The sequence below is a fragment of the Mesorhizobium sp. HAY1-8B genome, from assembly GCF_056868045.1.
The window spans coordinates 4,420,326-4,446,881 of sequence record NZ_CP200321.1 but is presented as its reverse complement, the minus strand read 5'-3'; the positions used below and the strand labels follow the sequence as shown (position 1 = coordinate 4,446,881).

23 protein-coding genes are annotated in these 26,556 nt (G+C 62.7%); 13 read left to right on the top strand and 10 right to left on the bottom strand.

Translation table 11 applies throughout. From position 1 onward, the window contains the following. Positions 1 to 162: 162 nt before the first annotated feature. On the bottom strand, positions 163 to 936 hold the full coding sequence (locus AC1VON_RS21230; RefSeq protein WP_172350476.1) for a GntR family transcriptional regulator: 774 nt from the start codon (positions 934 to 936) through the stop codon (positions 163 to 165). A gap of 154 nt (positions 937 to 1,090) precedes the next feature. Between AC1VON_RS21230 and AC1VON_RS21225 the strand changes: the two genes are divergently transcribed. From AC1VON_RS21225 to kynU, 4 genes are all read left to right on the top strand, one after another. Further along, positions 1,091 to 2,077 carry an ABC transporter substrate-binding protein gene (locus AC1VON_RS21225; protein WP_483124744.1) on the top strand — a complete coding sequence of 329 codons (987 nt, stop codon included), beginning with the start codon at positions 1,091 to 1,093 and terminating at the stop codon, positions 2,075 to 2,077. Positions 2,078 to 2,144: 67 nt separating this feature from the next. Continuing rightward, positions 2,145 to 2,915 carry an ABC transporter ATP-binding protein gene (locus tag AC1VON_RS21220; RefSeq protein ID WP_483126353.1) on the top strand — a complete coding sequence of 257 codons (771 nt, stop codon included), beginning with the start codon at positions 2,145 to 2,147 and terminating at the stop codon, positions 2,913 to 2,915. A gap of 5 nt (positions 2,916 to 2,920) precedes the next feature. After that, positions 2,921 to 3,844, top strand: a complete 924-nt coding sequence (locus AC1VON_RS21215) for an ABC transporter permease (RefSeq protein ID WP_172350479.1) — start codon at positions 2,921 to 2,923, stop codon at positions 3,842 to 3,844. A gap of 33 nt (positions 3,845 to 3,877) precedes the next feature. Next, positions 3,878 to 5,125 carry a kynureninase gene (kynU, locus tag AC1VON_RS21210; RefSeq protein WP_483124743.1) on the top strand — a complete coding sequence of 416 codons (1,248 nt, stop codon included), beginning with the start codon at positions 3,878 to 3,880 and terminating at the stop codon, positions 5,123 to 5,125. A 4-nt stretch (positions 5,126 to 5,129) separates the two neighbouring features. On the opposite strand, the gene kynA is transcribed toward kynU, so the two are convergent. Together kynA and AC1VON_RS21200 are read right to left on the bottom strand one after the other, a co-directional pair. Further along, positions 5,130 to 5,966 (bottom strand): tryptophan 2,3-dioxygenase, encoded by an 837-nt coding sequence (gene kynA, locus AC1VON_RS21205; protein WP_483124742.1) that lies wholly within the window; start codon positions 5,964 to 5,966, stop codon positions 5,130 to 5,132. Next, positions 5,963 to 7,588 carry a benzoate-CoA ligase family protein gene (locus tag AC1VON_RS21200; protein ID WP_483124741.1) on the bottom strand — a complete coding sequence of 542 codons (1,626 nt, stop codon included), beginning with the start codon at positions 7,586 to 7,588 and terminating at the stop codon, positions 5,963 to 5,965. Before AC1VON_RS21200 ends, kynA begins: the two co-directional genes overlap by 4 nt. Positions 7,589 to 7,902: 314 nt before the next feature. On the opposite strand from AC1VON_RS21200, the gene AC1VON_RS21195 reads away from it, so the two are divergent. After that, positions 7,903 to 8,733 carry an alpha/beta hydrolase gene (locus AC1VON_RS21195; RefSeq protein ID WP_483124740.1) on the top strand — a complete coding sequence of 277 codons (831 nt, stop codon included), beginning with the start codon at positions 7,903 to 7,905 and terminating at the stop codon, positions 8,731 to 8,733. Between the two features lie 46 nt (positions 8,734 to 8,779). Here the strand turns inward: AC1VON_RS21195 and AC1VON_RS21190 are convergent, their stop codons facing one another. Genes AC1VON_RS21190 through AC1VON_RS21170 form a run of 5 tightly spaced genes read right to left on the bottom strand, consistent with a single transcriptional unit; the run spans position 8,780 to position 14,185 of the window. Continuing rightward, positions 8,780 to 9,985 (bottom strand): molybdopterin molybdotransferase MoeA, encoded by a 1,206-nt coding sequence (locus AC1VON_RS21190; protein ID WP_483124739.1) that lies wholly within the window; start codon positions 9,983 to 9,985, stop codon positions 8,780 to 8,782. Further along, entirely contained in the window at positions 9,985 to 10,467 is a 483-nt protein-coding gene (gene moaC / locus AC1VON_RS21185; protein WP_172350484.1) for a cyclic pyranopterin monophosphate synthase MoaC, read from the bottom strand. The genes AC1VON_RS21190 and moaC overlap by 1 nt, the downstream gene beginning before the upstream one ends. Positions 10,468 to 10,469: 2 nt before the next feature. Continuing rightward, positions 10,470 to 11,282 carry an indole-3-glycerol phosphate synthase TrpC gene (gene trpC, locus AC1VON_RS21180; protein WP_483124738.1) on the bottom strand — a complete coding sequence of 271 codons (813 nt, stop codon included), beginning with the start codon at positions 11,280 to 11,282 and terminating at the stop codon, positions 10,470 to 10,472. A gap of 3 nt (positions 11,283 to 11,285) precedes the next feature. After that, on the bottom strand, positions 11,286 to 12,296 hold the full coding sequence (gene trpD, locus AC1VON_RS21175; RefSeq protein WP_172350486.1) for an anthranilate phosphoribosyltransferase: 1,011 nt from the start codon (positions 12,294 to 12,296) through the stop codon (positions 11,286 to 11,288). Beyond that, a complete protein-coding gene (locus AC1VON_RS21170; protein ID WP_483124737.1) occupies positions 12,293 to 14,185 on the bottom strand; it encodes a peptidyl-prolyl cis-trans isomerase in 1,893 nt (630 codons plus the stop codon). Before AC1VON_RS21170 ends, trpD begins: the two co-directional genes overlap by 4 nt. A 144-nt stretch (positions 14,186 to 14,329) precedes the next feature. On the opposite strand from AC1VON_RS21170, the gene tpiA reads away from it, so the two are divergent. The 5 genes from tpiA to AC1VON_RS21145 all read left to right on the top strand — a co-directional run bounded on the left by tpiA (position 14,330) and on the right by AC1VON_RS21145 (position 19,558). After that, positions 14,330 to 15,100, top strand: coding sequence for a triose-phosphate isomerase (gene tpiA / locus AC1VON_RS21165; protein WP_483124736.1), 771 nt, complete (start codon positions 14,330 to 14,332; stop codon positions 15,098 to 15,100). A gap of 167 nt (positions 15,101 to 15,267) precedes the next feature. After that, entirely contained in the window at positions 15,268 to 15,744 is a 477-nt protein-coding gene (secG, locus tag AC1VON_RS21160; protein WP_483124735.1) for a preprotein translocase subunit SecG, read from the top strand. 212 nt (positions 15,745 to 15,956) lie between these two features. Next, positions 15,957 to 17,081 (top strand): L,D-transpeptidase, encoded by a 1,125-nt coding sequence (locus tag AC1VON_RS21155; RefSeq protein WP_483124734.1) that lies wholly within the window; start codon positions 15,957 to 15,959, stop codon positions 17,079 to 17,081. 184 nt (positions 17,082 to 17,265) lie between these two features. Beyond that, positions 17,266 to 18,903: a CTP synthase gene (locus AC1VON_RS21150; protein WP_483124733.1), complete on the top strand. Its 1,638-nt coding sequence runs from the start codon at positions 17,266 to 17,268 to the stop codon at positions 18,901 to 18,903. Between the two features lie 109 nt (positions 18,904 to 19,012). Continuing rightward, the gene (locus AC1VON_RS21145) at positions 19,013 to 19,558 is read left to right on the top strand and encodes a DUF1697 domain-containing protein (protein ID WP_483124732.1); all 546 of its coding nucleotides are present in this window, start codon (positions 19,013 to 19,015) and stop codon (positions 19,556 to 19,558) included. Between the two features lie 35 nt (positions 19,559 to 19,593). Here the strand turns inward: AC1VON_RS21145 and AC1VON_RS21140 are convergent, their stop codons facing one another. Then, positions 19,594 to 21,051 (bottom strand): NCS1 family nucleobase:cation symporter-1, encoded by a 1,458-nt coding sequence (locus tag AC1VON_RS21140; protein ID WP_483124731.1) that lies wholly within the window; start codon positions 21,049 to 21,051, stop codon positions 19,594 to 19,596. Positions 21,052 to 21,257: 206 nt separating this feature from the next. After that, positions 21,258 to 22,160 (bottom strand): LysR substrate-binding domain-containing protein, encoded by a 903-nt coding sequence (locus AC1VON_RS21135; RefSeq protein ID WP_172352973.1) that lies wholly within the window; start codon positions 22,158 to 22,160, stop codon positions 21,258 to 21,260. A gap of 213 nt (positions 22,161 to 22,373) precedes the next feature. On the opposite strand from AC1VON_RS21135, the gene AC1VON_RS21130 reads away from it, so the two are divergent. The 3 genes from AC1VON_RS21130 to AC1VON_RS21120 are packed head-to-tail and all read left to right on the top strand — an operon-like array spanning position 22,374 to position 26,547. After that, positions 22,374 to 23,906, top strand: coding sequence for a leucyl aminopeptidase (locus tag AC1VON_RS21130; RefSeq protein WP_483124730.1), 1,533 nt, complete (start codon positions 22,374 to 22,376; stop codon positions 23,904 to 23,906). A gap of 55 nt (positions 23,907 to 23,961) precedes the next feature. Further along, positions 23,962 to 24,867, top strand: a complete 906-nt coding sequence (locus AC1VON_RS21125; RefSeq protein ID WP_483124729.1) for a proline iminopeptidase-family hydrolase — start codon at positions 23,962 to 23,964, stop codon at positions 24,865 to 24,867. An 18-nt stretch (positions 24,868 to 24,885) separates the two neighbouring features. Further along, positions 24,886 to 26,547, top strand: coding sequence for an ABC transporter substrate-binding protein (locus tag AC1VON_RS21120; protein ID WP_483124728.1), 1,662 nt, complete (start codon positions 24,886 to 24,888; stop codon positions 26,545 to 26,547). The last annotated feature ends 9 nt before the right edge of the window (positions 26,548 to 26,556 follow it).

The window sequence follows — 26,556 nt, the reverse complement described above, 5'->3', positions numbered from 1 at the left end:
ATCATTTTGGTTAATGGCCTGTGGCCTACCCTTGATGGACCTTGGAATCAGTTTCTAGAGGGCGTCCAGAGGCTGGATCGCGTCGTTGTTCGATCCATTCCTGGCGGAACGAAACGAAATCAAAACGCCAACGATCATGCTTCGAGAGCAATAACGCTGAAGTCATCCGGAAATTGCTTTCAGGCTGCCGGCGCGTGCGGTGTAGTTGTTCGCGCCGCCGTCCTCGCTATGAACGTAGACATGCAGCGTATAGCCGATATGCGCCGTCATCAGCGCCTTTGCCCGCTCGACATCGCGATCGAGGGCCGCTTCCATGATCGCGGTGTGATGCTCGATCGCGATCGCCTCTCGAAGAGCGTCCATTGCCTCGCCATAACCATCCTTGAGGCCGGCGGCCGCCCGCAATGTCGGCGCCAGGCCGAGAAACCGATGATGCCGCCGCAACTGATCGGCGATTGTCGAACGGAAGCGCAACAGCCAGTTGGACGTCGCGGCACTCAGCAGTGCCCCGTGAAAGGCCTCGTGGCTCTCGTCCCACTGGTCGACGGCCGCATCCGAGGGGTCGTCGACCGCGGTCTTGCAGCGGGAGAGCCGGTAGTGGGCGGTGACAACCGCGTCCTCCCATTCCCTGCCGCCTTTCTCGATCGATTCCAGGAACAGCGGCATCTCCACAACCATCCGTGCGCGAGCCAGGTCCTCGAGTTCGGCCCGCGACACCGGAGCCACGGCAAAGCCGCGATTGCTGATGGCGGTAACCAGGCGCTCGGCCTCAAGTCGAGACAAGGCTTCACGCAGCGGTGTCCAGCCGACGCCGTATAGACCGCGCAGCGCACTCAGCTTGAGCGGTGCGCCCGGCATGAGGCGTGTGGTCAGGATATCGCGCCGCAGCAGCTGATAGGCCGCCTCGGTTTTCGTGGAGTTGTTCTGGTCCTGCATCGCGATCCGTCCATCGTCGGGCATGTGAAAATTATATATGATGGTGCTCGATGGCAAGAATTATATATAATGTTTGACAGGAAGCGATGGACTGACCATGATCGCCACAGTTGCCGTCCCGATGAGCGGCGCTGATCAAATCTGGGAGGAAATGATGTTGAAGTCCAAATCCGCTTGGCTGTCGGGATTGGCCCTGGCAGGCGCATTGATGGTCAGCGCGGGGAGTGCCGCCGCCGACCAGATTCGCATCGGCATCGCCAATTTCGGCGAGCATCCGCAGCTCAACGCTGCCATAGCCGGATTCAAGAAGGCGCTGACGGACAATGGCTTTGTCGAGGGCAAGGATGTCGTCTACACGGAGAGCCATACCAATTTCGATGCATCGCTGGTGCCGCAGATGATCGCCAAGCTACAGGCGGAGCAGCCCAAGCTGATCTACACCATCACCACGCCGGTCTCGCAGATCGCCAAGAAGGCGCTTGCCGGTTCCGGCATTCCGATCGTCTTCGCCGCTGTCACCGATCCGGTCGCGGCCAAGCTGGTGCCGTCGTGGGACGCCGGAGACGAAGGCATGACCGGCGCCAGCGATCTGCAGGATGTCGCCGCTGTCATGGCCTTCACCAAGAAGCTGCTGCCGAACGCCAAGCGCTTCGGCGTGCCTTACAATCCAGGCGAGGCCAATGACGTCGCCCTGGTCGAGAAGATCAAGGCGACCGCACCGGCGGCCGGCTTCGAGGTCGTCGAAGTCGGCATCGACAACGTCAATGACATCCAGCAGCGCATCGCCGCGCTCGCCGGCAAGGCAGACGTGATCTACGGCCCGGCTTCGAACCTGATCCAGCCGGCGATCGCCGCTGTTTCCGCGGCCGCTCGCCAGACCGGAATCCCGGTCGTCAACTCCGATGACAGCGCGGTCCGCAACGGCACGGTGCCGGCAAGCTTCGCGGTCAATTACACGCAGGTCGGTGTCAACGCCGGCAACATCGCCGCCGAAATCCTCAAGGGCAAGGATCCCAAGACGATCGCGCCGTCGCGCCCGGCCTACAAGGATCACATGGCAACGATTTCCCGCAAGGCGATGGCCGCGTTCGGCATCGAGATACCGGCGTCGATGGCCGATTGCGGCTGCATCGTCGACTGACATCGGCACTGAAGGATGACGGCGCCGGCGCCGTCATCCCGAGGTCAGGGAGGAACGATGCTCGAAGATCCGATCCGCGCGTAAAGTATTCTACAAGGGCCAGGCCGACGAGAAGATCGCGCTGGACGGTCTCAGCCTGTCGCTGGCCACGGGCGAGTTCGGCATCGTCATCGGCTCCAACGGAGCCGGCAAGAGCAGCATGCTCAATGCCATTTCCGGAGCTCTTGTCCTGGATTCCGGCAAAATCCTGATCAATGGTGTCGATGTGACAGCCATGCCGGTGTACAAACGTGCCGCAAGGTTGGCACGGGTCTTCCAGGATCCGATGCGCGGCACAGCCGCCAGCATGACGGTGGCGGAGAACATGCTGCTGGCCGACCTGCGCAGCCAAAAACGCACGCTGCGGCAAGGGCTGAACGCCACGCGGCTTGCGTCCTACAAGGAGCGCCTGTCGATATTGGGCCTCGGCCTTGAAAATCGCCTCGATACCCGTGTCGATCTACTCTCGGGCGGGCAGCGTCAGTCGCTGTCGCTGATCATGGCCGTCGGCGGATCGCCGGATTTGCTGCTGCTCGACGAACATACGGCCGCGCTCGACCCGCGCACGGCAGAGATCGTCATGCAAGCGACGGTGCGCGCCGTCAACGCGCTGAAGCTGACCACCCTGATGGTGACCCACAACATGCAACACGCCGTCGACTATGGCAGCCGGGTGATCATGCTCGATGCGGGCCGGGTCCTGCTTGAGATCACCGGCGAGGAGAAGGCGAGGGTCACGGTCATCGACCTCATCGGCCATTTTTCGGTCAAGACCGACCGCATGTTGCTGGCGAGCTGATCATCATGGGCTTTGTTCAGGAGGTTCTCACCAGCTTCGTCGCGATCATACCGGTCACGCTGGCGCAAAGCCTGATCCTGGCCTTTGTCGTGCTCGGGATCATGATCCCGTTTCGCATGCTGAATTTTCCCGATCTGACCAGCGAAGGCGCATTTCCGCTGGGGGGCTGCGTCTGCGGCGTGCTGCTGGCTGCCGGCGTATCACCGCTGGCAGCCATCGTGGTTGCGTTCGCGGCGGGCTTCGCGGCGGGTTGCTGCACAGCCTTCATCCATCTGCGTTTCCGCATCCACACGCTTCTTGCGGGCATCCTGATGATGACGATGCTCTACAGCATCAACCTTCGCATCATGGGCAAGTCCAACCTCTCCGTCTTCGGCTCGCCCACCGTGTTCGACTGGGTGCCGTTCGCGCGGCCGGGTTTTCCGGCCAGCAAGATCGTTGTCGCCGGTCTCGTCGCGCTCATCGTCTTCCTGGCGCTCTATATGTTTTTCAGGACCGAGAAGGGGACTGCCGTGCGCGCCGTGGGCGCCAATCCCGATATGGCCGAGGCTCAAGGCATCAATGTCTGGGCGGCGACCATTGGCGGTGTCGGGCTGGCGAGTGCATTTTCGGCGTCGAGCGGCGCGCTGATGGTGCAGTCGCAGGGCTTCGCCGACGTCAATATGGGGCTGGGGATTCTCATCAACGGCCTTGCCGCGCTGATGATCGGCGAGGCCGTCGTCGGCAAGCAGACGGTCTGGCGCCAGTTGCTGGCGCCCTTCGCCGGCGCGATCATCTACTACCAGTTGGTGTCGTTTTGCCTTGCCGCCGGCATGCCGCCTCCCGACCTGAAGCTTGCCACGGGCCTGTTCGTGCTCGCCATGCTTGCTCTGCCCAGCCTGAAGCGCAGCCGAGGCCCGGCACCCGCGCGCGAAGCGATCCGTGAATAATCAGACGTGAATAACCGAGGGACGTCACAAATCATGCGCGCAACGCTCGATCTCGCAGCAGTCGAGGCCATGGATGCGGCGGATCCGCTGCGTGCCATGCGCGACCGGTTCATTTTGCCGGAAGGCGTGATCTACCTCGACGGCAATTCGCTGGGCGCCGCGGCGCCCGCCGTCTTCAACGAGCTGCAGAAGGCCGCGACGCAGGAGTGGGCACAGGACCTTATCCGTGCCTGGAACACCGCCGGCTGGTTCGATATGCCGGTCGCGCTTGGCGACCAGCTGGGACGGCTGATCGGCGCCGCGGCGGGCCAGACGGTGGTCTGCGACACGACCTCGATCAACATCTACAAGGTGCTGCATGCCGCACTCAACATGCGGCCGGACCGCACGGTCATCGTCGCCGAAGGCGACAGCTTTCCAACCGATCTCTATATGGCCGAGGGCGTGGCCTCGACACGGCCGGGCACGGTGCTGCGGCTCGAGGGCGTGGATGCTCCGACCATTGAAGAGCTGATCGACGAGCGCGTCGCCGTCATCCTGGTCAACCACGTCAACTACAAGTCCGGACAGTTGCGCGACATGGCAGCCCTGACGCGCAAGGCCCACCAGGCCGGCTCGCTGATCGTCTGGGATCTCTGCCACACCGCAGGTGCCTTGCCGGTCGAACTCGATGCCGCCAATGCCGATTTCGCCATCGGCTGCACTTACAAATATCTCAATGGCGGCCCGGGCGCGCCGGCCTTCATCTATGCCGCGACACGCCATCACAACCATGTCCATCAGCCGCTCAGCGGCTGGTGGGGCCATGCGCGGCCGTTCGCCTTCGAGCAGGGTTTTGCCGCCGGCAGCGGCATTCTCCGGTTCCTGTGCGGCACGCAGCCGGTGCTGTCGATGCGGGCGCTGAAGGGCGCGCTGGATATCTGGGACGAGGTCGACATGGCGGCGGTGCGCAAGAAGAGCATTGCCTTGACTGACCTGTTCATCCAGCTCGTCGAAGCTAGGTGCGGCGCCTATGGGCTCGAACTGGAAAGCCCGCGTGACGGCAATGCGCGCGGCAGCCAGGTGTCGTTCCTCCATCCGCATGGCTACCAGGTGATGCGGGCCCTGATCGAGCGCGGCGTGATCGGCGATTTCCGCGCGCCGTCAACCATCCGCTTCGGCTTCACGCCGCTCTATGTCGGCTACAGGGACGTCTGGCAGGCGGTCGAGGTGCTTGAGGACATCCTGCGCACCGGCGCTTGGCAGGAGGCGCGTTTCGCGGTCAAAACGGCGGTGACTTGAGACCTCAAAGCCGGGTGCGGACCGTCCACAGTTCTGGAAACAGGACGACTTCGAGCATCTTCTTGAGGTAGGATGCGCCTGACGTGCCGCCTGTGCCGCGCTTCAGGCCGATGATGCGCTCGACCGTGGTGACGTGGTTGAAACGCCAGCGGCGGAAATAATCCTCGAAATCGACCAGCTTCTCGGCCAGTTCATAGAACATCCAGTAGCGCTGCGGATCGCGGTAGACAGTCTGCCAGGCGACCATGACCTCTTCATTCTCGGTCCGCGTTTCACGCCAGTCCGTGCGCTTGGCATCGGCGCCGATGTCGAACCCGTTGCGTGCCAACAGGCGCAGCGCTTCGTCGTAGAGCGACGGCTCGGCCAGGATGGCTTCCAACTTGCCGCTCAGGTCTGGTCGATGCTTGTGTGGGCCGAGCATTGCGAGGTTGCGGTTCCCGGTCATGAACTCGATGGCGCGATACTGCCAGGACTGGAAGCCGGAGGATTGGCCGAGCGCGTCGCGGAACTCGGTGTATTCGCTTGGCGTCATGGTCCGCAGCACGTCCCAGGCGTTGTTCAACTGTTCGAAAATGCGCGCGACGCGCGACAGCATCTTGAAGCTCGGCTCGAGGCGGTCGGCGCGGATGGAACGGATGGCGGCGCCGATCTCATGCAAAGCGAGTTTCATCCAGAGTTCCGAGGTCTGGTGCTGGATGATGAACAGCATCTCGTCATGCGCCGACGACAGCGGCGTCTGTGCCTCCAGCACTTTTTCCAGGTGCAGATAGTCGCTGTAGGACATGCGTTCCTTGAACGACATCTGCGCGCCTTCGGACGCCGGATCGTATGGCTCGCTCAATGGATTTTCTCCGTGCGCAGCCGGAAGCGCTGGATCTTGCCGGTCTGCGTCTTGGGCAGCGCGGCGATGAACTTGACCGATCGTGGATATTTGTAGGGTGCGATCGTCGCCTTGACGTGGTCCTGCAGGCGCTTGACGGTCAATGCATCTGCTGCCACGCCTTGCACCAGCACGACATGCGCCTCGACGATCTGGCCGCGTTCGTTATCCTCGGCGCCGATAACAGCACATTCGGCGACATCGGGATGCGAGAGCAGTGCGGCCTCGACCTCGGGGCCGGCGATGTTGTAGCCGGCGCTGACGATCATGTCGTCGGAGCGCGCGGCGAAATGGAAGAAGCCGTCCTCGTCCTGGGTAAACGTGTCGCCGGTGAGGTTCCAGCCGTCGCGCACATACTCCTTCTGCCTGTCGTCGGCCATGTAGCGGCAGCCGGTCGGGCCGCGCACCGCCAGCCGTCCGGCCTCGCCACGCGGCACCTCTTGCATCGCGTCGTCGACGATGCGTGCTTCATAGCCGCCGACTGGTTTGCCTGTGGAAGCAGGCTTCATGTCGCCAAAACGGTTGGAAATGAAGATGTGCAGCATTTCGGTGGCGCCAATGCCGTCGAGGATCGGCTTGCCGGTTTTCTCAGTCCATTCTTCGAAGACTGGAGCCGGCAACGTCTCGCCGGCCGAAACGGCGACGCGCAGCGATGACAGGTCGGCGCCTTCATCCATGGCCTTCAACATGGCGCGATAGGCGGTCGGCGCAGTGAAGGAGATGGTCGCCTTGTAGGTCTCGATGATGTGAATCATGTTGGGCGGCGTCGCCTGTTCCAGCAATGTCGCCGCGGCGCCGAAGCGCAGGGGAAAGATGGCGAGGCCGCCAAGGCCGAAGGTGAAGGCGAGAGGCGGTGAGCCGACGAAAATATCGTCCGGCGTTACCTGGAGAATTTCGCGCGCATAGGCGTCGGCGATGATCAAAAGGTCGCGGTGGAAATGCATCGTTGCCTTCGGCACGCCCGTCGTGCCCGAGGTGAAGCCGAGCAGGGCGACGTCGTCGCGGCCAGTGTTGACGGCGGTGAAGGTGACCGGCTTGTCGAGGGCGGCGCGATCGAGCTCGGCATCATGGTTGGCGGTGCCGTCGAAGCCGATCACCTGCTTCAGGAACGCACTGTCCTTGGCGCAGGCGGTCATCTCGTCCATCAGCCTGGTGTCGCAGAGCGCAGTGGTGATCTCCGCCTTGTCGACGATCTTGGTGAGCTCGCCCGCGCGCAGCATCGGCATGGTGTTGACGACCACGGCGCCGACCTTGGTGGCGGCCAGCCAGCAGGCGACCATTGCGGGGTTGTTGGCTGAGCGGATCAGCACCCGGTTGCCTGGCTTAACGCCGTAATTTTCGACCAGCGCGTGCGCCAGCCTGTTCGTCCAGTCGGACAGTTCCTTGTAGGTGCGGCGGCGGCCATTGCCGATCAGGGCGGTGTGATCGCCGAGACCTTTCTCGACCAGCCGATCGGTCAATTCGACGCCGGCATTGAGGTGTTCAGGATAATCGAAACCGTCGAGCAGGAAATCCGGCCATTGATCCGGCGGCGGCAGGTGATCGCGCGTGAACGTGTCGATATGCGCTGAAGGCCCAAGCATCTCGCCGCTATCCCATTCGCTGCCTGGCCAGTGCGCTAAGCAGCTGTCCGAGGCGGTGGATCTGAAGGTCCCGTCTTTTCGCGAGAGGGCTTCGTGCAGCCGGCTACACCTGTTCGGCGACGCCACCGGGAAAGGGTGAACATCCGCAGGTTTGGACAGCACAGCAGACCTCCCATTGTCGGCTGTTCGTGAAGCAGGATCGCACCAGTTGAAATTTGTTTCAAGCCTAAAATGTTTTGTGCTGGAGCATTGACGCATGGCATTGTGGTGGCCATTGCTGGCGTGACAACCGAAGTGCTTGGGGGAGGGTGCGGATGCTTGGACATCGCGTTGAGGATTGGGACAATGCCTACGCCAACGGCGCGAATATTGCTCGCAGTGACCGCTGGCCGGCCGCGTGGAGGGAACCTGCGCAAGCCTTTCGCGACACGATGTCGGCGCAAGGCCGGGCACGCATCGACATCGCCTATGGTGAGCGACCGCGCAATCGGTTCGATCTTTTCCTTCCAGAGGCTTCGCCCAAGGGGCTCGTCGTGTTCATCCATGGCGGTTACTGGATGGAGTCCGACAAGAGCACCTGGTCGCACCTGGCCAAGGGCTCGGTCAGCAGCGGTTTCGCCGTGGCGATGCCGTCCTACACGCAATGCCCGGACATTCGCATCGCCGGAATCGTCCGCGAAATCGGCGCGGCGATCGGCAAGGCGGCGGCAATGGTTGGGGGGCCGCTGATGCTCACCGGACATTCGGCCGGCGGCCATCTCGCCAGCCGCATGGTGACCATATCAACGCCGCTGGCCGCCGATGTGGCAAAGCGCATACGCCATGTCGTTTCGATTTCGGGCCTCCATGACCTGCGCCCGCTCATGCGCACCGGCATGAACGAGGCGCTGGCAATCGACGAAGCCGAAGCCCAGGCCGAGAGCCCGGCACTGCTGCGCCCCATGGATGGCGTCCGCATCACCTGCTGGGCCGGCGGCGGGGAGCGGTCCGAGTTCCTGCGCCAGAATGCGCTGCTGGCCAACATCTGGACCGGGCTTGGCGCCATTACCAGCACCGTGGTTGAGCCCGACCGGCATCATTACGACATTGTCGATGGGCTCGCCGATCCGGCGCATGGGCTGACGCGGACCTTGATCTCGGAATAGCGGAGATCATTTTTTACATTTTATCAGCGACTTATATGGCAGCGCTTCAGCGGAGCATCAGAACGCTGCAGGAATCTCCGGCAGCGGAAGCGGATGCGAACGGGGGCCGCACGACCAACCCGTTAGCGTCGGCCAGCATCCTCAGCATCGAGGAATCCTGGATGCTGAACGGCGTCGCCACCAGCCCGCCATCGTCCTCCCTGACTACCGCCCGCACATAATCCTGGCGCAGATCATTGGCCGGCATTGAGGCGCCCAGCCGCGCCTGACGGATGTCCTGGCGATGATTGCGGCCGCCGAGCCTTGCCAGAAGCGGTTTCAGGAACAATTGCGAGCAGACCAGGCTCGCCACGGGGTTGCCGGGCAGCCCGATGCACCTGATATCGCCTAGGCGTCCGAACATCAGCGGCTTGCCGGGGCGCATGGCGATCTTCCAGAAGCCGAGCGTCATGCCTTCGCCGGTCAGCACGTCATGGATCAAATCGTGGTCGCCGACCGAGGCGCCGCCAAGGGTGACGATGACATCCGCACCGGCCGCGACCGCTTTCCTGACAAGCGTGGCAATGGCCTCCTGGCGGTCAGCGGCAATGCCGAGATCGAGCGCGCGGGCGCCGACAGATTGCGCGGCGGCGACGACGCCGTAAGCGTTGGATGAGATGATCTGGTCCGGCCCGAGTTCGCTGCCGGGCGGCAACAACTCGTCACCGGTTGCGATGATGGCGACCAGCGGCCGTTTGACCACGGTGACCATGGGATGGTTGGCCGATGCCGCCAATGAAAGCGCCGCCGAGTCGAGCAAGCGGCCTTTCTCCAGCAAGACGTCGCCTTTGGAAAAGTCGAGCCCAACGCGGCGGATATTGCGCCATCCGGCGGTGGGCTCGATCACTTCGATATTGCCATCGCCAAGATTCCGGACGTTTTCCTGGATGACGATGGTGTCGGCGCCGTCAGGCAGCGGGGCGCCGGTAAAGATACGCACCGCCTGGCGTTCGCCGACCGTGCCGTCAAAGCCGCGGCCGGCCGGCGCCATGCCAATCACCGAGAGTCTCGACGGTACTGACGCTACATCGGCCGCGCGCGCGGCATAACCATCCATGGCCGAGGCATTGAAGGGCGGCTGAGTGCGAAGCGCCACGACCGGTTCGGCCAGCACGCGATCGACCGCCTCGATGAGAGGAACGCTTTCGCCGGCCAGCGGCGCGGCACCATCAAGAAGGCGTTCGAGCGCCTCCGCGACCGGGACCAGCGCCATCAGGCGTCAGCCTTGTAGTCGCCAGACTTGCCGCCGGTCTTCTCGACCAGCCGAATGCCGGAGATGATCATGGCGCGGTCCACCGCCTTAGCCATGTCGTAAATGGTCAGGCAGGCCACGGAAGCGGCGGTCAGTGCTTCCATCTCGACGCCCGTCTTGCCGGTGACGCGCGCCAATGCAGTGACTTTCAGGCCGGGCAGCGCATGGTCGGGCTCGATGTCGACGGAAACCTTGGTCAGGAGCAGCGGATGGCACAGCGGGATCAGCTCATGCGTCTTCTTCGCCGCCATGATGCCGGCGATGCGCGCGGTACCGAGCACATCGCCTTTCTTGGCATTGCCGGCGAGGATGGTTGCCAGCGTCTCGGCTCGCATCGAGACGAACCCTTCAGCGATCGCGGTGCGCGTCGTCTCGTCCTTGTCGCCGACATCGACCATGTTGGCCTCGCCCTGCGCGCCGAGATGGGTGAGGGCCGAAGTCATTGTCAGGCGGCCTCTACCGCCGCCTTGCCCGTCAAAAGCAAGTGTGTCGCCGCTGTGACATCCTGTTGTCGCATCAGGCTCTCGCCGACGAGGAAGGTGCCGATGCCGCTCTTCTGCATCCTGAGGCAATCGTCATGTGTAAAAATCCCGCTCTCGCTGACCAGCAGGCGGTCGCCTGGCACCATTGCCGCCAGCCGTTCGGAAGTCTCAAGACTGGTTTCGAATGTTCTCAGATTGCGGTTGTTGATGCCGATCAACCGCGACGACAGTTTTACCGCACGCTGCGTTTCGGCCTCGTCATGCACCTCGATCAGCGCATCCATGCCGAGTTCGAATGCGGTCGCTTCCAATTCGCTCGCCAAGGCATCATCGACGCTTGCCATGATGATCAGGATGGCGTCGGCGCCCCAGGCGCGCGCCTCGTACACTTGATAGGGATCGAACAGGAAATCCTTGCGCAGCGCGGGCAGGGCGACGGCAGCCCGTGCCTTGGTGAGGAACTCCGGCGCGCCCTGGAAGGACGGTGCGTCGGTCAGGACCGAAAGACAGGCGGCGCCGCCTTTCTCATAGGCCCGGGCCAACGCCGGTGGATCGAAATCGGCCCGGATCAGCCCTTTGGAAGGGCTTGCCTTCTTGATTTCGGCGATCAGGGCGAAGCCGCCTGATCCGCGCTTCGCCTCGAGGGCCGCGAGAAAGCCGCGCGGCGCGTCTGCATCTTTTGCGCGCGCCTTGATCTCGGCCAGCGGCACGCGTGCCTTGGCGGCGGCGATCTCCTCGCGTTTGTAGGCTTCGATCTTGCGTAGAATGTCAGACACGGTTCACCCGTTCGAAACTTCGACCAATCGGTCGAGGACCTGCAGCGCCCGGCCGCTATCGATGGCTTGCGCGGCGAGCGCGATGCCGTCGCCAAGTGTCGTTGCCTTGCCCGCAATCACCAGTCCGGCGCCGGCATTCATCAGCACGGTGTCGCGATAGGCGCCGGCAGCGCCGCCCAGCATGTCGCGCAATGCCTTGGCATTGTAAGCGGCGTCGCCGCCGCGCAGCTCGTCCTTGGTATGGCGCTTCAGCCCAAATTCTTCCGGGGTCAGCGTGAAGCCGCGGATCTCGCCGCCGATCAGCTCCGCCACCTGCGTCTCGCCGGTGGTGGTGATTTCGTCATAGCCGTCGCCGTGAACAACCCAGGCATGCTCGGTACCCAGCGCCTTCAACGTCTCAGCGATTGGCAGGATCCATTCCGGCAGGAACACACCGACCATCTGCCTGACGACGCCAGCCGGATTGGAGAGCGGCCCGAGCAGGTTGAAGATGGTGCGGGTGCCGAGCTCGACACGGGTCGGGCCGACATGCTTCATCGCGGGATGGTGCGCCGGAGCGAACATGAAGCCGAGGCCAGTCTCTCGGATGCAGCCGCCGATCGTTTCCGGAGAGATATCGATCTTGAGCCCAAGAGCGATCAGGACGTCTGCGGCGCCGGTCAGCGAGGACAGGCCGCGATTGCCGTGCTTGGCGACTGGAACGCCGCTGCCGGCGATGACGAACGCCGATGCCGTCGAAATGTTGACGCTGTGGGAATTGTCGCCGCCGGTGCCGACGATGTCGATGGCACCGGCGGGCGCTTCGACGCGGAGCATCTTGGCCCGCATGGTAGCGACGGCGCCCGAAATCTCGCTCACCGTTTCACCGCGCACGCGTAGCGCCATCAGGAAGCCGCCGATCTGCCCGGGGGTCGCGTCGCCCGACATGATGATGTCGAAGGCCTCGCGCGCTTCCTCGAAGGAAAGCGCGTTGCCGCCCGCGACCTTGGCGATATGGGTTTTCAGCGCGCTCATCTTGTCGAGGCTTGGGCAACGGCGGCTTGGTCGATGCGGACGTCATACTGCGTCTGCAACTGCGCCACCAACTGGTCGAGCAGATCGTCCGACATGCCGGAGGTGAAGGATTTCTGTGCGTCCTCCGGCACCGAGCTGGCATCGGCCCCGGCGGGTTCGAATACTTCGGCGACCTTGAACAGGATTTGTCCGTCGCCGGTGGGCGAGGGGATCAGCCCGGTGCCGCCTTCGCCGACGCCGAACATCACGGCGGCGCCCTCCTTGCCGAAATCGGCATCGTCGGCTTCGCGCTTCAGGCCGCGCTTGGTCTGCTTTTCCAGCTTGAGTTCGTTGGCGATGACGTCCAGCGTGGCGCCAGCCTTGAGCCGCTTTTCGAGTTCGTCCGCCTTCACGGCGAGCCGCTTGGTGGTCTCCGCCGCCGTCCAGTCCGCGACGACCTTCTGGCGGACCTCATCGAGAGTACGGTCGCGAGCCGGCGTGATCGAACCGACCTCATAGAAGACGAAGCCGTTGTCGGCCGTGGTCAGCGCTTCGTTTTCGGTGTTGGGTTCCGCGTCAAAGACCGCCTTGATCAACGCTGGCGATTCCGGCAGGTCCTTGACGACCGAGCCGTCCGGCCTGAGGCCGTTGCGGTCGATGGCGTCGATGGTGACGTCCTTCAGCTTCAGCTTGGCGGCTGCTTCGGCCAGGGAACTGCCGGAGGCGCGGGTGTCTTCGTAGTTGTCGTGAACATCCAGCAGGATGCGGCTTGCCTCGCCCAGCGCCAGATCCTTGCGGATCTGGTCGGAGACTTCGGCGAGCGGTTTCACCACCTCGGGCTTGATCTCGGTGACGCGCAGCAGCACCGGACCAAAGGCGCCCTGAACGACCTGGCTGACTTCATTGGCGTTGAGCGCGAAAGCGGCATCGGCAACCGCCTTGTCGGCGATCTTGTCCTTGGCAAGCGTGCCAAGCAGCGTGTCTGCCGGAGTCTTGCCTTCGGCGGTCACCAGCTTTTCGAAAGTGGCGCCGGCCTTGAGCGAATCGAGCGCGGCCTTGGCCGCATCCGGCGTCTTGAAGACAAGCTGCTCGATGGTGCGCATCTCAGGCGTGGTGTAGCGCGCCTTGTTCTTGTTGTAGTCGTCGCTGACTTGTTGGTCGGTGACCGCGGTCGTATCCATGATGTCCACCGGCTCCAGGCGGACATAGGAGAATTTGCGATACTCGGGTGCGGCGTAGGTCTTCTTGTTGGCTTCGAAATAGGCCTTAAGCACGCTGTCGCTCGGTGCGTCGATCGGCTCGACGAGCGCCTTCGGCAATGTCAGGTAATCGACGGTGCGGTCCTCGCCGCGGTAGAGCGCCACCGCCTTGAAGAAGGCGTCCGGCGCCTTGAGGCCGTCCGAGACCGCCTCGACGATCTGCTGGCGCACCGCAACCTGGGCGCGGTTCTTCAGATAATCCTCGGGCCGCATGCCGACTTCGCGCAACAGGTATTCGAACGTCCTCCTGTCGAACTCACCGCTCGGCCCCTTGAAGGCCGGATCCTCACGCGTCAACTCGGCCAGCCGGTCCTTGGACAGGCCGAGGCCCAGCTTGCGTGCCTGTTCATCGAGAACGGCGCCGGAAACGAGCTGGGCCAGCACCTGATTGTCGATGCCGAGCGCCTTTGCCTGTTCATGGGTGAGGCGCTGACCGAATTGCTGCGACATGACGGCCAACTGACGATCATAGGCGAGGCGATATTCGTTGATCGATACCTTGGTGCCACCCGCAGTTATCACCGAATCGTGGCCGGCAAAGCCGCCCATCAGCCGCCCGGAGATGCCCCAGACCAAAAAGCTGAGCACCAGCAACACCAGTAGACCTTTCGCGACCCAGGTACCCGCCGCGTTTCTCAATATACTAAGCATCGTTACTTCCGATTTGTGCGCCTTTTTCGCAGGCGCCGAGTCTGAAACAAGCGCAATAGCGCCCTTCCGGCCCACTGTCGATTGCTTTGTGGCCTGATTTTGGTAGTGAGGGCCAAAGCCTGATATCGCCCGGAGAAGCAGACCATGACGCCAGGAATTCGCCCGCTCGTTGCCGGCAACTGGAAAATGAACGGCACCAGCGCCTCGCTGAACGAGCTCAGGATGATCGGCAACGGGTTCATGAGCGGGCTCGACGCCGAGACCGAGGCGCTGGTCTGCGTTCCCGCGACGTTGCTTTCCCATGCCGCGGAGATTCTGTCACGCACGCCCGTCCATGCCGGCGGCGAAGACTGCCATGCCAAGGAAAGCGGCGCCTACACCGGCTGCATCTCGGCGGAGATGCTGAAGGACGCGGGCGCGAGCCATGTCATTGTCGGCCATTCCGAATGCCGCGAACAACGCGGTGAGGACGATGCGACGGTCCAGGCCAAGGCAACCGCCGCATGGCGCGCCGGATTGGTGGCCATCGTTTGCATCGGCGAGACGCAGCAACAGCGCGAAGCGGGCGCCACGCTTGACGTACTGTCGCGCCAGGTCGCCGGCTCGGTGCCGCCGAGTGCCACTCCATCCAACACCGTCATTGCCTATGAGCCGGTATGGGCGATCGGCACCGGCCTGACGCCGACCGCGGCCGATGTGGCCGAAGCGCATGCGCATATCCGCGAAAAGCTGTCGGAAAAGCTCGGCGCCGCCGCTGCCAGGATACGCATCCTCTATGGCGGCTCGGTCAAGCCGTCCAATGCGGTGGAGTTGCTGGGTGTCAGGAATGTCGACGGTGCCCTGGTCGGCGGCGCCAGCCTGAAGGCAGCTGATTTCCTGGGTATCGCGGAAGCCTACCGCAGCATTCCCGGCTGAGATTCATGATGCTGGATGGGGCTCATCCCGTCCAAATTCGTTGCAAAGGGCGCGTTGCTTCCCATATTCCGGCCACGGGCTTGGAAATGCCGTGAAAGCATTGTATTGAGCCGCCTCCAATTCACCGGTCGTGTCCGCGGCCGGGCAAGGTCTTGCCAGGATAAACTATGCAAACCGTACTGATCGTCATCCATCTCATGGTCGTGCTCGCCCTGGTCGGCGTGGTGCTGCTGCAACGCTCCGAAGGTGGCGGCCTTGGCATTGGTGGCGGATCGGGCTTCATGACGGCGCGTGGCGCCGCCAATGCGCTGACGCGGGCGACGGCGATCCTGGCGGCGGCTTTCTTCGTTACGTCGCTGACGTTGTCGATCATTGCCCGCTACGGCGAGAAGCCGATCGACATTCTCGACCGCGTTCCCGCGACTTCGGACGGCGCCGGCAAGGGCGTGCTCAATCAATTGCCCGGCACGACGACGCCGGCGCCCGCCGGCAACGCCACACCGACGCCGCCATCCGGCAATGACGCCGCGGCGACGCCTCCGGCAACTGCCCCGGCGACGGCGCCTGCTGCCGGCGCGACGCCGCCGGCAAGCAACGGCGCCACCAACACCGCGCCGGCGACACCGCAAGTCCCGAACCAGTAAGCTCCACCTGGTCCCAGCCGCGACCTGTGATCGTTTGAACACAGTCGCGGCAAATGCTGCGCGATCACGAAGATTCGACGGGCAGCAGCGTGGTCTCGCGCTTGAGGCATACGCGCTTATTCGACTATAGATTGCACGCGGCATTTTCGGTGTCCTTGGGGGGCGCCGGGCGACGCCGTGGGCAACAAGCATTGAACGATCGGATCTTCGCCATGCAGCTTCGCAGCTTCATTTTCCTGGGACTTTGCGCCGCAATCGGCCTTAGTTCCCCGGCTTTCGCCGGTGTGCCGGCCAATTTGGCCGCCAACCAGTCGGTCAACAAAACCGACGCCATCAACGTCGCAGCCAAGAGCGATGCGGCGCAACTGAAGCTTCTTAAGAAGAAGAAAAACCCGACACCGGACGATCTCGCCCAGATCAAGAAGCTCGAGGCCAAGATCGTTGCCGACAAGGAAGAAGCCAAGGCCAAGGCGCTCGAAGCCAGGAAGCTGGCGATGCGTGAAGCCGCCAAGGCCAGGGCCGAAGCGGACAGGCAGGCGTTCCTGGCCAGCAAGGGCCAGAAAGCTCAGGCAACCGAAGTGGCTGACGCCAAGCCGGCCAAGAAGACCACCAAGGTCATCGAGCCGGTTGAACCGATCACGCCAATCCAGTCGGCCGAGCCGCTCCCGGCCGAGGCGATGAACGTCGCCTTGACCGGCAACAATGGCGAACTGCGCAGCGAGGTCATCGGCGGCCAGAAGCAGTCGAGTGGCGGTCTGTTCGCCGGCCTGTTTGGTGGGACCTCATCCGGCTCGTCGATCAGCTATCTGCCCGAGACGCGCGCGCTCGACCAGGCACTCGCCGAGAAGAACGCCAAGAAGCCGTTCAAGGTGAAGCCGGAATTCGTCCCGCAAGACGTGGAATTCACCGGCTACGATGCCGGCACCATCGTCATCGACACCAGCGCGCGCCGCCTCTATCTCGTCGAATCATCGACGACCGCGCGTCGCTACGCGATCGCGGTCGGCCGTGAGGGCCTGCAGTTCAAAGGCACGGTCGCCGTCGGCGACAAGCAGGAATGGCCGCGCTGGATCCCGACGCTCGACATGCAGAAGCGCGAACCGAAGCATTACGCCCAGTACAAGGACGGCATGCCCGGCGGTGGCCAGAACCCGCTCGGCGCGCGCGCCATCTATCTCTATGACGGCAAGAAGGACACGCATCTGCGTATCCACGGCACCATCGCGCCGCAGTCGATCGGAACCAGCGCCTCCAATGGCTGCTTCCGCATGATGAACGAGCACGTCATGGATCTCTACAGCCGCGTCAAGGTCGGCACCAAAGTCGTCATCATCTGACGTCTTTAACATCATGCCGAAAGGGCCGGCTCAGCCGGCCCTTTTGTTTTGCCCGTTCACGATCAAGCCTGTTCGGTCGTGAAACCGGATTCCACGTTTCGGGATCCTGGTCCAAGCGCCTTCTTGGGAAAAAGCCTTCGCGGTGGTTTTTTCTCTGGCGGAATCAATCCGGCCGCGTTAAGCGATGACTCCCATGGCGCGATATGTATTCATCACAGGCGGCGTGGTTTCCTCACTTGGAAAAGGCATTGCCGCAGCGGCCCTTGGGGCTCTCCTGCAGGCGCGAGGCTATCGCGCACGCATCAAAAAACTCGACCCTTACCTCAACGTCGATCCCGGCACGATGTCGCCGTACCAGCATGGCGAGGTGTTCGTCACCGATGACGGTGCCGAGACCGACCTCGATCTTGGCCACTACGAGCGCTTCACCGGCCGCTCGGCCAATCAGCAGGACAACATCACCACCGGCCGAATCTACAAGAACATCATCGAGCGTGAGCGGCGCGGCGACTATCTCGGCGCCACCGTCCAGGTCATCCCGCACGTCACCGACGAGATCAAGAATTTCGTCCTCAACGGCAATGACGACTACGATTTCGTGCTGTGCGAGATCGGCGGCACGGTCGGCGACATCGAGGCGATGCCGTTCCTCGAGGCGATCCGCCAACTCGGAAACGATCTGCCGCGCAACAACGCCGTCTACGTGCATCTGACCCTGATGCCTTACATCCCAACCGCGGGTGAGCTGAAAACCAAGCCGACCCAGCACTCGGTCAAGGAACTGCGCGGCATCGGCATCGCTCCCGACATCCTGCTGGTCCGTGCCGACCGCGCCATCCCCAAGGAAGAGCGCCGCAAACTGTCTCTGTTCTGCAATGTCCGGGAAAGCGCGGTCATTCAGGCGCTCGACGTGCCGCATATCTACGACGTGCCGATGGCCTACCACAAGGAAGGGCTTGATTCGGAAGTGCTGGCCGCCTTCGGCATCGACCCGGCGCCGAAGCCGCGCATGGAGCCCTGGCAGAAGGTCTCCGACCGCATCCACAATCCGGAAGTCGAGGTGACCATTGCCATCGTCGGCAAGTATACCGGCCTCAAGGACGCCTACAAATCGCTGATCGAGGCGCTGTCGCATGGCGGGCTCGCCAACCACGTCAAGGTCAAGCTCGACTGGATCGAATCGGAGATCTTCGAAAAGGAAGATCCGACGCCATGGCTGGAGAAGGTGCATGGCATCCTGGTTCCCGGCGGCTTTGGCGAACGTGGCTCCGAAGGCAAGATCCTGGCGGCGAAGTTCGCGCGCGAGCGCAAGGTGCCGTATTTCGGCATCTGCTTCGGCATGCAGATGGCTTGCATCGAGGCGGCGCGCTCGCTGGCGGGCGTCGAGCATGCGTCTTCGACCGAGTTCGGCCCCACCAACGAGCCGGTCGTCGGCCTGATGACCGAATGGCTGAAAGGCAACATGCTGGAGAAGCGCCGCGAGACCGGAGATCTCGGCGGCACCATGCGGCTTGGCGCCTATCAGGCCGATCTCGCCAAGGGATCCAAGATCGCCGACATCTATGGCGACACCCAGATTTCCGAGCGCCACCGCCATCGCTACGAGGTCAATATCGACTACAAGGAGCGGCTCGAGGATTGCGGCCTGGTGTTTGCCGGCATGTCGCCGGACGGCGTGCTGCCGGAAACGGTCGAATATCCCGACCATCCGTGGTTCATCGGCGTGCAGTACCACCCCGAGCTGAAGAGCCGGCCGCTCGATCCGCATCCGCTGTTCGCCAGCTTCATCGAGGCGGCGGTCGAGCAGAGCAGATTGGTGTAGGTACCATCTCACGGAAACGGTGGACCGCTCTATCCCTTTGTTTCGACGCAATTCCTGTGGGAAAACCGTTTCACACTTTTCCTGGAATTGCTCAGGCGAGGCCCACCTGATGCAGACCTATGTGGCGCTCCTCTACAGCATCATTCTTGGCGCGGGGCGGCGGGTCGTCATGTCGGACCTCAAGGCGATGGCGGAAAGCCTTGGCCTCAGGAATGTTAGCACTTTGGTGGCGACAGGCAACCTTGTCTTCGAGAGTGAAAAGACTGCCATCCCCATCCTTGAAAAGCGGCTGGAGACCGCTTTCGAAACGGCCTTTGGCCGCCACGTCGACATCATTGTCCGCAGCGCCAGAGATTGGCTGAAACTCGCGTCACGCAATCCATTCCCCACCGAATCGACGGACGCCGGCGATCAGGTCGCGGTGCGCGTGATGCGCAAAGCCGTGGCCGAAGATGTCCTGCCAGGGCTTCAGGCGCATGCCGCCGAGGATGAGACGGTGCTCTTGGTCGGCGGCGACATATGGCTCGTCTTCTCGCGGGAAAGACCAAGCTCACGGTTGCTTGCGGCCGCCAATCACAAGCGCATGGGCGTAGGCACGTCACGCAACTGGAATACGGTGCGCAGATTGGCCGAGATGGTGGGCGGCAGGCGGTAGGGATTCCCTGACGCCTGCCGCCTACTCCCTCATTTTCAAGCCTTCGCCGTCCTGGCGCCCGCACCCACGGCGGCGGTGCGCAGCACGTAGTAGATAACGCCGGCGATGGAGACACCGAAGAACCAGCCGTAGACGCCCCACCAGGCCGGCAGCCAGTTGGTGAAGTTCGGCAGGATCGACGAGAAGACAGCACCAATGCCGGCGGCGATGAAGGCATTGACATGCCAGCCGCCCTGGAAACGGAACTCGCCATGCTCGCGATAAAGCGCCTCGACGTCGACCTCGCCTTTGCGGATCAGATAGTAGTCGACCATCATGACACCGAAGATCGGTCCCATCGTCGCGCCGATGACGCCGACAAAATGCGCCGCGCCGCCTTCCCACGGGGCGAAGGGATAGAGCACCAGCGCGATCAGCGCCGCGATGTAGCCGCCCTTCTTGAAGTCGATCTGGCGCGGGAAGACGTTGGAGAAGTCGAAGGCTGGCGAGACGAAGTTGGCGACGACGTTGATGCCGAGCGTCGCCACCGCGAAGGTCAGCGCGGCAAGGGCCGCCAGGAACCAGCTGTCGAACTTAGCCGAGATCTGGTCGGGATGCAGCAGCACTTCGTGATAGACGTCATAGGCGGCGATGGTGGTGACGCCAGCGACCAGCGAGAACAGGATCAGGTTGACCGGCAGGCCCCAGATATTGCCCTTGCGCAGCGCAGCCTTATCCGGCGCGTAGCGGGCGAAGTCGCAGAAATTGAGATAAAGCGCCGAGAAATAGGTCACCCAGATCGCGGCAACCCCGAAGAGTGCCGTCCACGATCCGGGATCGCCGGGAATGCCGGCATCAGCGGTCTTTTCGCGCAGCACATCCATTGGAATATCGCTGGTGAAGGCGAAGGTCCCTGATTTGACGCAGAGATAGATGGCCAGGAGCAGCATCATCACCCAGACCGCGGGCCCAGCCCAATCCTGGAAGCGGCGTACCGTTTCCATGCCCTTCTGGATGATCAGCAGCTGTAGCGCCCAGATAATGACGAAGCAGATCACTTCCAGTGTGGAATGGCCGAGAAGATGCGAAGTCTTGTTGAACTCGTCGAACCATTGCATGCGGGTCAACAATGCCACGATCGCGCCGGATGCGGCCGCCGTTTGCGCGCCGTACCAGAAGCAAGCGACGATGGCGCGCACCAGCGCCGGTATGTTGGCTCCCCAGACACCGAAGGAGGCGCGTGCAAGCACGGGGTAGGGCACGCCGGTCTTCACGCCGGCATAGCCGACCATGTTCATCAGCGCGTAGATGATCAGAGACCCGATGCCGATGGCTATGATGAAATTGACGAAGCCGCCGCAGAACAGAAACAGACTGGCGGCGAGATAATAGCCCCACAGGCTATGGACGTCCGACGTCCAGACGTTGAAGATCGAAAATGCTCCCCAGTTTCGAACTTTGGCCGGAGCGAGGTCCTCATTGTAAAGGTCAGGCGATGCGCCCTGTATCGTCATTGCAATATCCCCTTCTTGCAGCACGCGCCCTCACGCGTTGACCAAAGAGGTTACGCCTGACGCTGGGGAACCGACAAGCAACCGATTTGCCGGCTTTGGCCTTAAAGATATTCAATACGAACCGCGATTATCGACGGATCGCATTCGTGGGCCGTTGTTGAACAAGGTCGGCTCAGCGATTCGGATTTCGGCAACAACGGCTCCACCTAGGTGATGGCCATTACCCGCTTGTGGTCCTCGACTTCGGACAATAGCCAATCCTGAAACAGGCCGGTGCCTGGCTTGTTGCCGATGCTGCGACGCTGGTGCAGATAAATGCCGGCCGGGTAGGTGTGGCGGGCACGAAACGGGGCGACAAGTTTGCCTTGCTCAAGAAAATCCTGTGCCATCATCGTGTCGGCAAGCGCAATTCCGGCCCCATTGATCGCCTCGCGCATGATCAGCGTGCAATCATCCAGCGTCGTGCTGGATTTCGGCGTCGTATCCGAAACACCTTCCTGCTCCAGCCACCGCCTCCATCTCATGGTCTCGCATTCATGGATCAGATGGTGATTGACCAGATCAGCGGGCGATCGCAGCGGCACAGGCCCTTCGAGCAGTGAGGGCGCGCAGACAGGCGTCAGAACCAGCGGGATCAGCAGCGTCAGGGCGGGGCCGGCCTTGTAGACGAACTCGTCGACAATGGCCAAATCGAAATTGGCGCGCTTGCCTGATGTCGAGATCTCCAGTTCCACCGTCGGATGCAGCCGGCGAAAGTTCGGCAAACGGTCCGCCAGCCAAAGGTTCAGAACGGCCGGCACGCATAACACCCGGACACGTTGGGTCCTGCCGTGGCTCGGGCCATCGGCGAGGCTGACATCGTCGGTGGCGCGCCAGATGGCTTCGAACGCCTCGGAAAGGCTGCGCGCATAGTAAGAGCCCCTGATGGTCGGCGTTATCTGGCGAAAGCCGCGCTCGAACAGATCCTGGCCGAGATTTCTTTCAAGCGCGCGGATGTGGCGGCTTATGGCCGAGGGCGTCAGGTGCAGTTCTTCGGCCGCATCCTTGATGCTGCCGAGACGTGCGGCGGCCTCGAAAGCGCGCATGCCATTGAGTGATGGTAAGGCCATGGGCCGATCATGAATTGTCAGTTGAGTTTTTGTCAATCGACTTGAGCAAAATTGGCGTTTGATCGCCTGGCCTGTTCGGGGATACCCAAGGACAAGAGCGACTAAGTCGCCGTCCAAAAACAACTATTTGGGGCCTCCGGCACCATTCCACCAGTGGCGGAGACCGGCCTGATCGGTTCCACCGCCGGCTGCGGAAGCATTGCGCATCAGCAAATGGGAGAACAACTGCATATGCCTCAATCGCCGGTGCCGGTATTCGAAACGGTGGACGAGATTTCCCCAGAGGCCTCTGTCGTCGTGATCTTGCAAACTGCCCAAACAGGCTTTGGCCCCCGGGCAGCGGCGCTGGATGCTGAAATGGGCGGGATTCTGTCCCGCGCCTGCTCCGACCCGGCCGCACTGGCCGAATCCGGCACCTGCATCGATCTCATCGCCCCTCAGGCCGTATCGGCCCGGCGCGTAGTCGTCCTGGCCCTGGGCAAAGCTGAAGCCGTGAGCGCCCTGTCCTTGGCGCGGGCCGGCGGTTTGCTTGCCGCGCATCTGGAAGGCAAGGGCGAATGCGCCGCCACGCTTGTCCTCGACCCTATTGCCGGTGCCGGCTTGCCCGGAGCCGAGATCCTGGCGCGCGTCGCGCTTGGCATGCGGCTGCGGCGCTATCGTTTCGACATGCGCAACCGGCGCCAGGGGGCGGGAGCGGATCGAACCCTGCGGGTGCAACTGGTCGGAGCAAGTAGCGCGGAGCTGACCCCGGCGCTGGCCCGGGTCAATGCAATCGCCGATGGCGTCGAATACGCGCGCACGCTGGTCAACCTGCCGCCGAACCATCTCCACCCCGACAATTTCCACGATCATCTGGAGCCGCTGCGCGAGGCCGGCATCGACATCGAAATGCTCGATGCCGCGCAACTGAAAGAGCTCGGCATGAACGCGCTGCTGGCGGTCGGCTCCGGCTCGGCGCGGCCGCCACGGGTGGCTGTGCTGCGCTATCGCGGCAAGGGTGCTCCCTCCCAGCCGCTGGCGTTCGTCGGCAAGGGCGTCTGTTTCGATTCCGGAGGCCTCTGCATCAAGCGCGGCGAGCAGATGTTTGACATGAAGGCCGATATGGGCGGGGCGGCGGCGGTGGTCGGCCTTCTGATCGCGCTCGCCCGGCAAGGCAGCCCGGTACACGCCATTGGCGTTCTCGGTATTGCCGAGAACATGCCGTCCGGCACCGCTCTCAAACCGCGCGACATCATCACGACGGCCTCGGGACAGACCGTCGAAGTGTTCGACACGGATGCCGAAGGGCGTCTGCTCCTGGCCGATTGCCTCCACTACGCGGCAACACGCTTCAATCCGTCGGTGATCGTCGATCTGGCGACGCTGACCTATTCGGTGACGCGTGGCCTGGGATCGATATTCGCTGGCCTGTTCAGCACCGACGATGCAATCGCCTCGCAGATGATCGCGGCCGGTGAAACCGTCGGCGAGCGGTTCTGGCGGCTGCCGCTCGACCGTGCCTATGACGAGGGGCTGCAATCGCCATTCGCCGACCTCCGCCACCATGCCAAGGACATGGAGGATGGCGACGCTCCCTATGCAGCTGCTTTCCTGCGCCATTTCACGGAAGACCGCCCGTGGGTGCATCTCGACATCGCCAGCAAGGAATTGACCGATACCGATCGGCCCTTGGGCAGGCAAGGTGCCACCGCCTTCGGCGTACAGATGCTGGAAGAGTGGGTGCAGGCCAGCCGCGGGGTAAACTAGGTGCCTGCCGTCAGGGACAGCAAAGAGATGCGTTCGAGCGTGATGGGGAACCGGGATGTCGTCTGAGATCATTGGCAGGGAAGGGCGGGCCACCTTCCGCGGCTATGAGACCTGGTATCGGATCTCTGGCGACATCGACGCCGCCAAGGCCCCGCTGGTGATCCTGCATGGTGGGCCAGGCGCCGCCCACAACTATGTCGATGCCTACAAGCTTCTTGCCCGAAGAGACCGCGCCGTCATCCACTACGACCAGTTGGGCTGCGGCAATTCCACATTGCTGCCCGAGAAAGGCGCCGACTTCTGGACACCTCGGCTTTTCATCGACGAGCTTGAAAACCTGGTCGACCGTCTTGGCATTCGCACGGGCTTCCATGTGCTTGGCCAGAGCTGGGGTGGCATGCTGGGTGCCGAATATGCGGTCACGCGGCCGAAAGGTCTGAAGTCGCTGACCATCGCCAATTCGCCGGCTTCGATGAAGCTGTGGGTCGAAGAGGCCAACCGGTTGCGCGCCGACCTGCCCGAGGACGTGCAGGAGACACTGACCCGCCACGAGCAGGCCGGCACGACGGACGATCCGGCCTACCAGGCAGCGACAATGGTTTTCTACGAGCGGCATGTCTGCCGGGTCGTGCCGTTCCCGCCAGAGGTGACGGAGACCTTCGCCCAGGTTGTGCGCAATCCAACCGTCTATAATTTGATGAATGGGCCGAACGAGTTCCACGTCATCGGAACCCTGAAGAATTGGAGCATCATCGACCGCCTGCCGGCCATCGATGTTCCCACGCTGATCATCTCCGGACGTCACGACGAGGCCACGCCCGCGACCGTGCAGCCCTTCAAGGACGGCATCAAAGGATCGCGCTGGGAGATATTCGAGCACTCCAGCCACATGCCGCATGTCGAAGAACAGGATGCGTGCATGCGGGCGGTGGGAGACTTCCTGGACCACAACGACAACTGAGAAAAGGGGAATCAAGACATGAAGAAACTGCTTCTGGCGGCATCAGCCGCGGCATTGCTGGCCGGCGCGTGGCTCGCTCCGGCACAGGCCGAATATCTCAAGGAGCACCGAGGCGGCACCATCCGCCTTCTGGCCCGCTCCGCGGCGGGTACACTCGATCCGCATATCAACTACACCGACCAGGGCTGGCAGATGTACCAGCCGATCTATGACGGGCTCGTGGCCTTCCGCAAGGCCGAGGGCATGGACGGCTTCACCATCGTTCCCGACCTGGCAGCGGCGCTGCCCGAGGTTACCAATGACGGCAAGACCTTCACCTTCAAATTGCGCAAGGGCATCAAGTTCTCCAGCGGCCAGGATCTTGGCGTGAAGGATGTCGTCGCCTCATTCCAGCGCATCTTCAAGGTTTCAGGGCCGACCTCCGGCACGTTCTATGCCGGTATCGTCGGCGCCGACAAATGCCTGGCCGACACCAAGGGCTGCACGCTGGAAGGCGGCGTTGTCGGCGATGAAGCGGCGGGCACCATCACCGTCAACCTCACCAAGCCTGACGCCGAAATCCTCTACAAGCTGGCCTTGCCGCATGCCGTGATCCTGCCGGCGGATACGCCAGCCGAAGACATGGGCTCCAAGCCCATCCCCAGCACCGGTCCGTACATGATCTCCGCCTTCGACCCCAACAAAGGCATGACGGTTTCGCGCAATCCCAATTTCAAGCAGTGGAGCGAGGAAGCACAGCCGGACGGCTATCCGGACGTTGTCCAATATGATTTCGGCCTGTCCGAGGAAGCGGCCGTCACCGCGATCCAGAACGGCGAAGCGGACTGGATGTTCGACGCATTGCCGAGCGACCGCCTGGGCGAACTTGGCAGCAAGTCCATGGACCAGTTGCACATCTCGCCGCTTTCGGCCTGGTGGTACGCCCCGTTGAACAACCGCCTCGCTCCATTCGACAATGAAAAGGCGCGCCAGGCTGTTGCCTATGCGATCGACCGCAACACACTGGTCAAGCTGTTCGGCGGCAAGGTGCTGGCCTCGCCGGTCTGCCAGGTCCTGCCGCCGGACTTCCCCGGCCATGAAGACTATTGCCCCTTCACCAAGGACCCCGGTGCCAAATGGTCGGCGCCTGATCTCGACAAGGCCAAGCAACTCGTCGAGGAATCGGGAACCAAGGGCCAGAAGGTCACCATCATCGTCGAGGATACCGCCATTTCGCGGTCGATCGGCGTCTATCTGCAGAGTGTGCTGACGACCATCGGCTATGTGGCAGACGTCAAGCCGATCTCGTCCAATATCCAGTTTACCTACATCCAGAACACCAACAACAAAGTGCAGATGTCCGTCACCCAATGGTACAAGGACTATCCGGCGGCTTCGGACTTCCTGAACATCCTGTTCAGCTGCGCTTCCTTCCGTGAGGGTTCGGATGCTTCGATCAACATCGCCGGCTTCTGCGACAAGGACATCGATGCCAAGATGCAAAAGGCGCTGGACCTTGGCGTGACCGACCAGAAAGCCGCCGACAAATTGTGGGCCGAGATCGACAAGCAAGTCACGGACAAGGCACCGGCCGTCGGCTTCTTCACGCCGAAGCGGCTTGACTTCGTCAGCAAACGGGTTGGCAATTTCAAGTTCAACCGGCAGTTCAACTGGATGATCACCCAGTCCTGGGTGCAGTAACGACCTTTG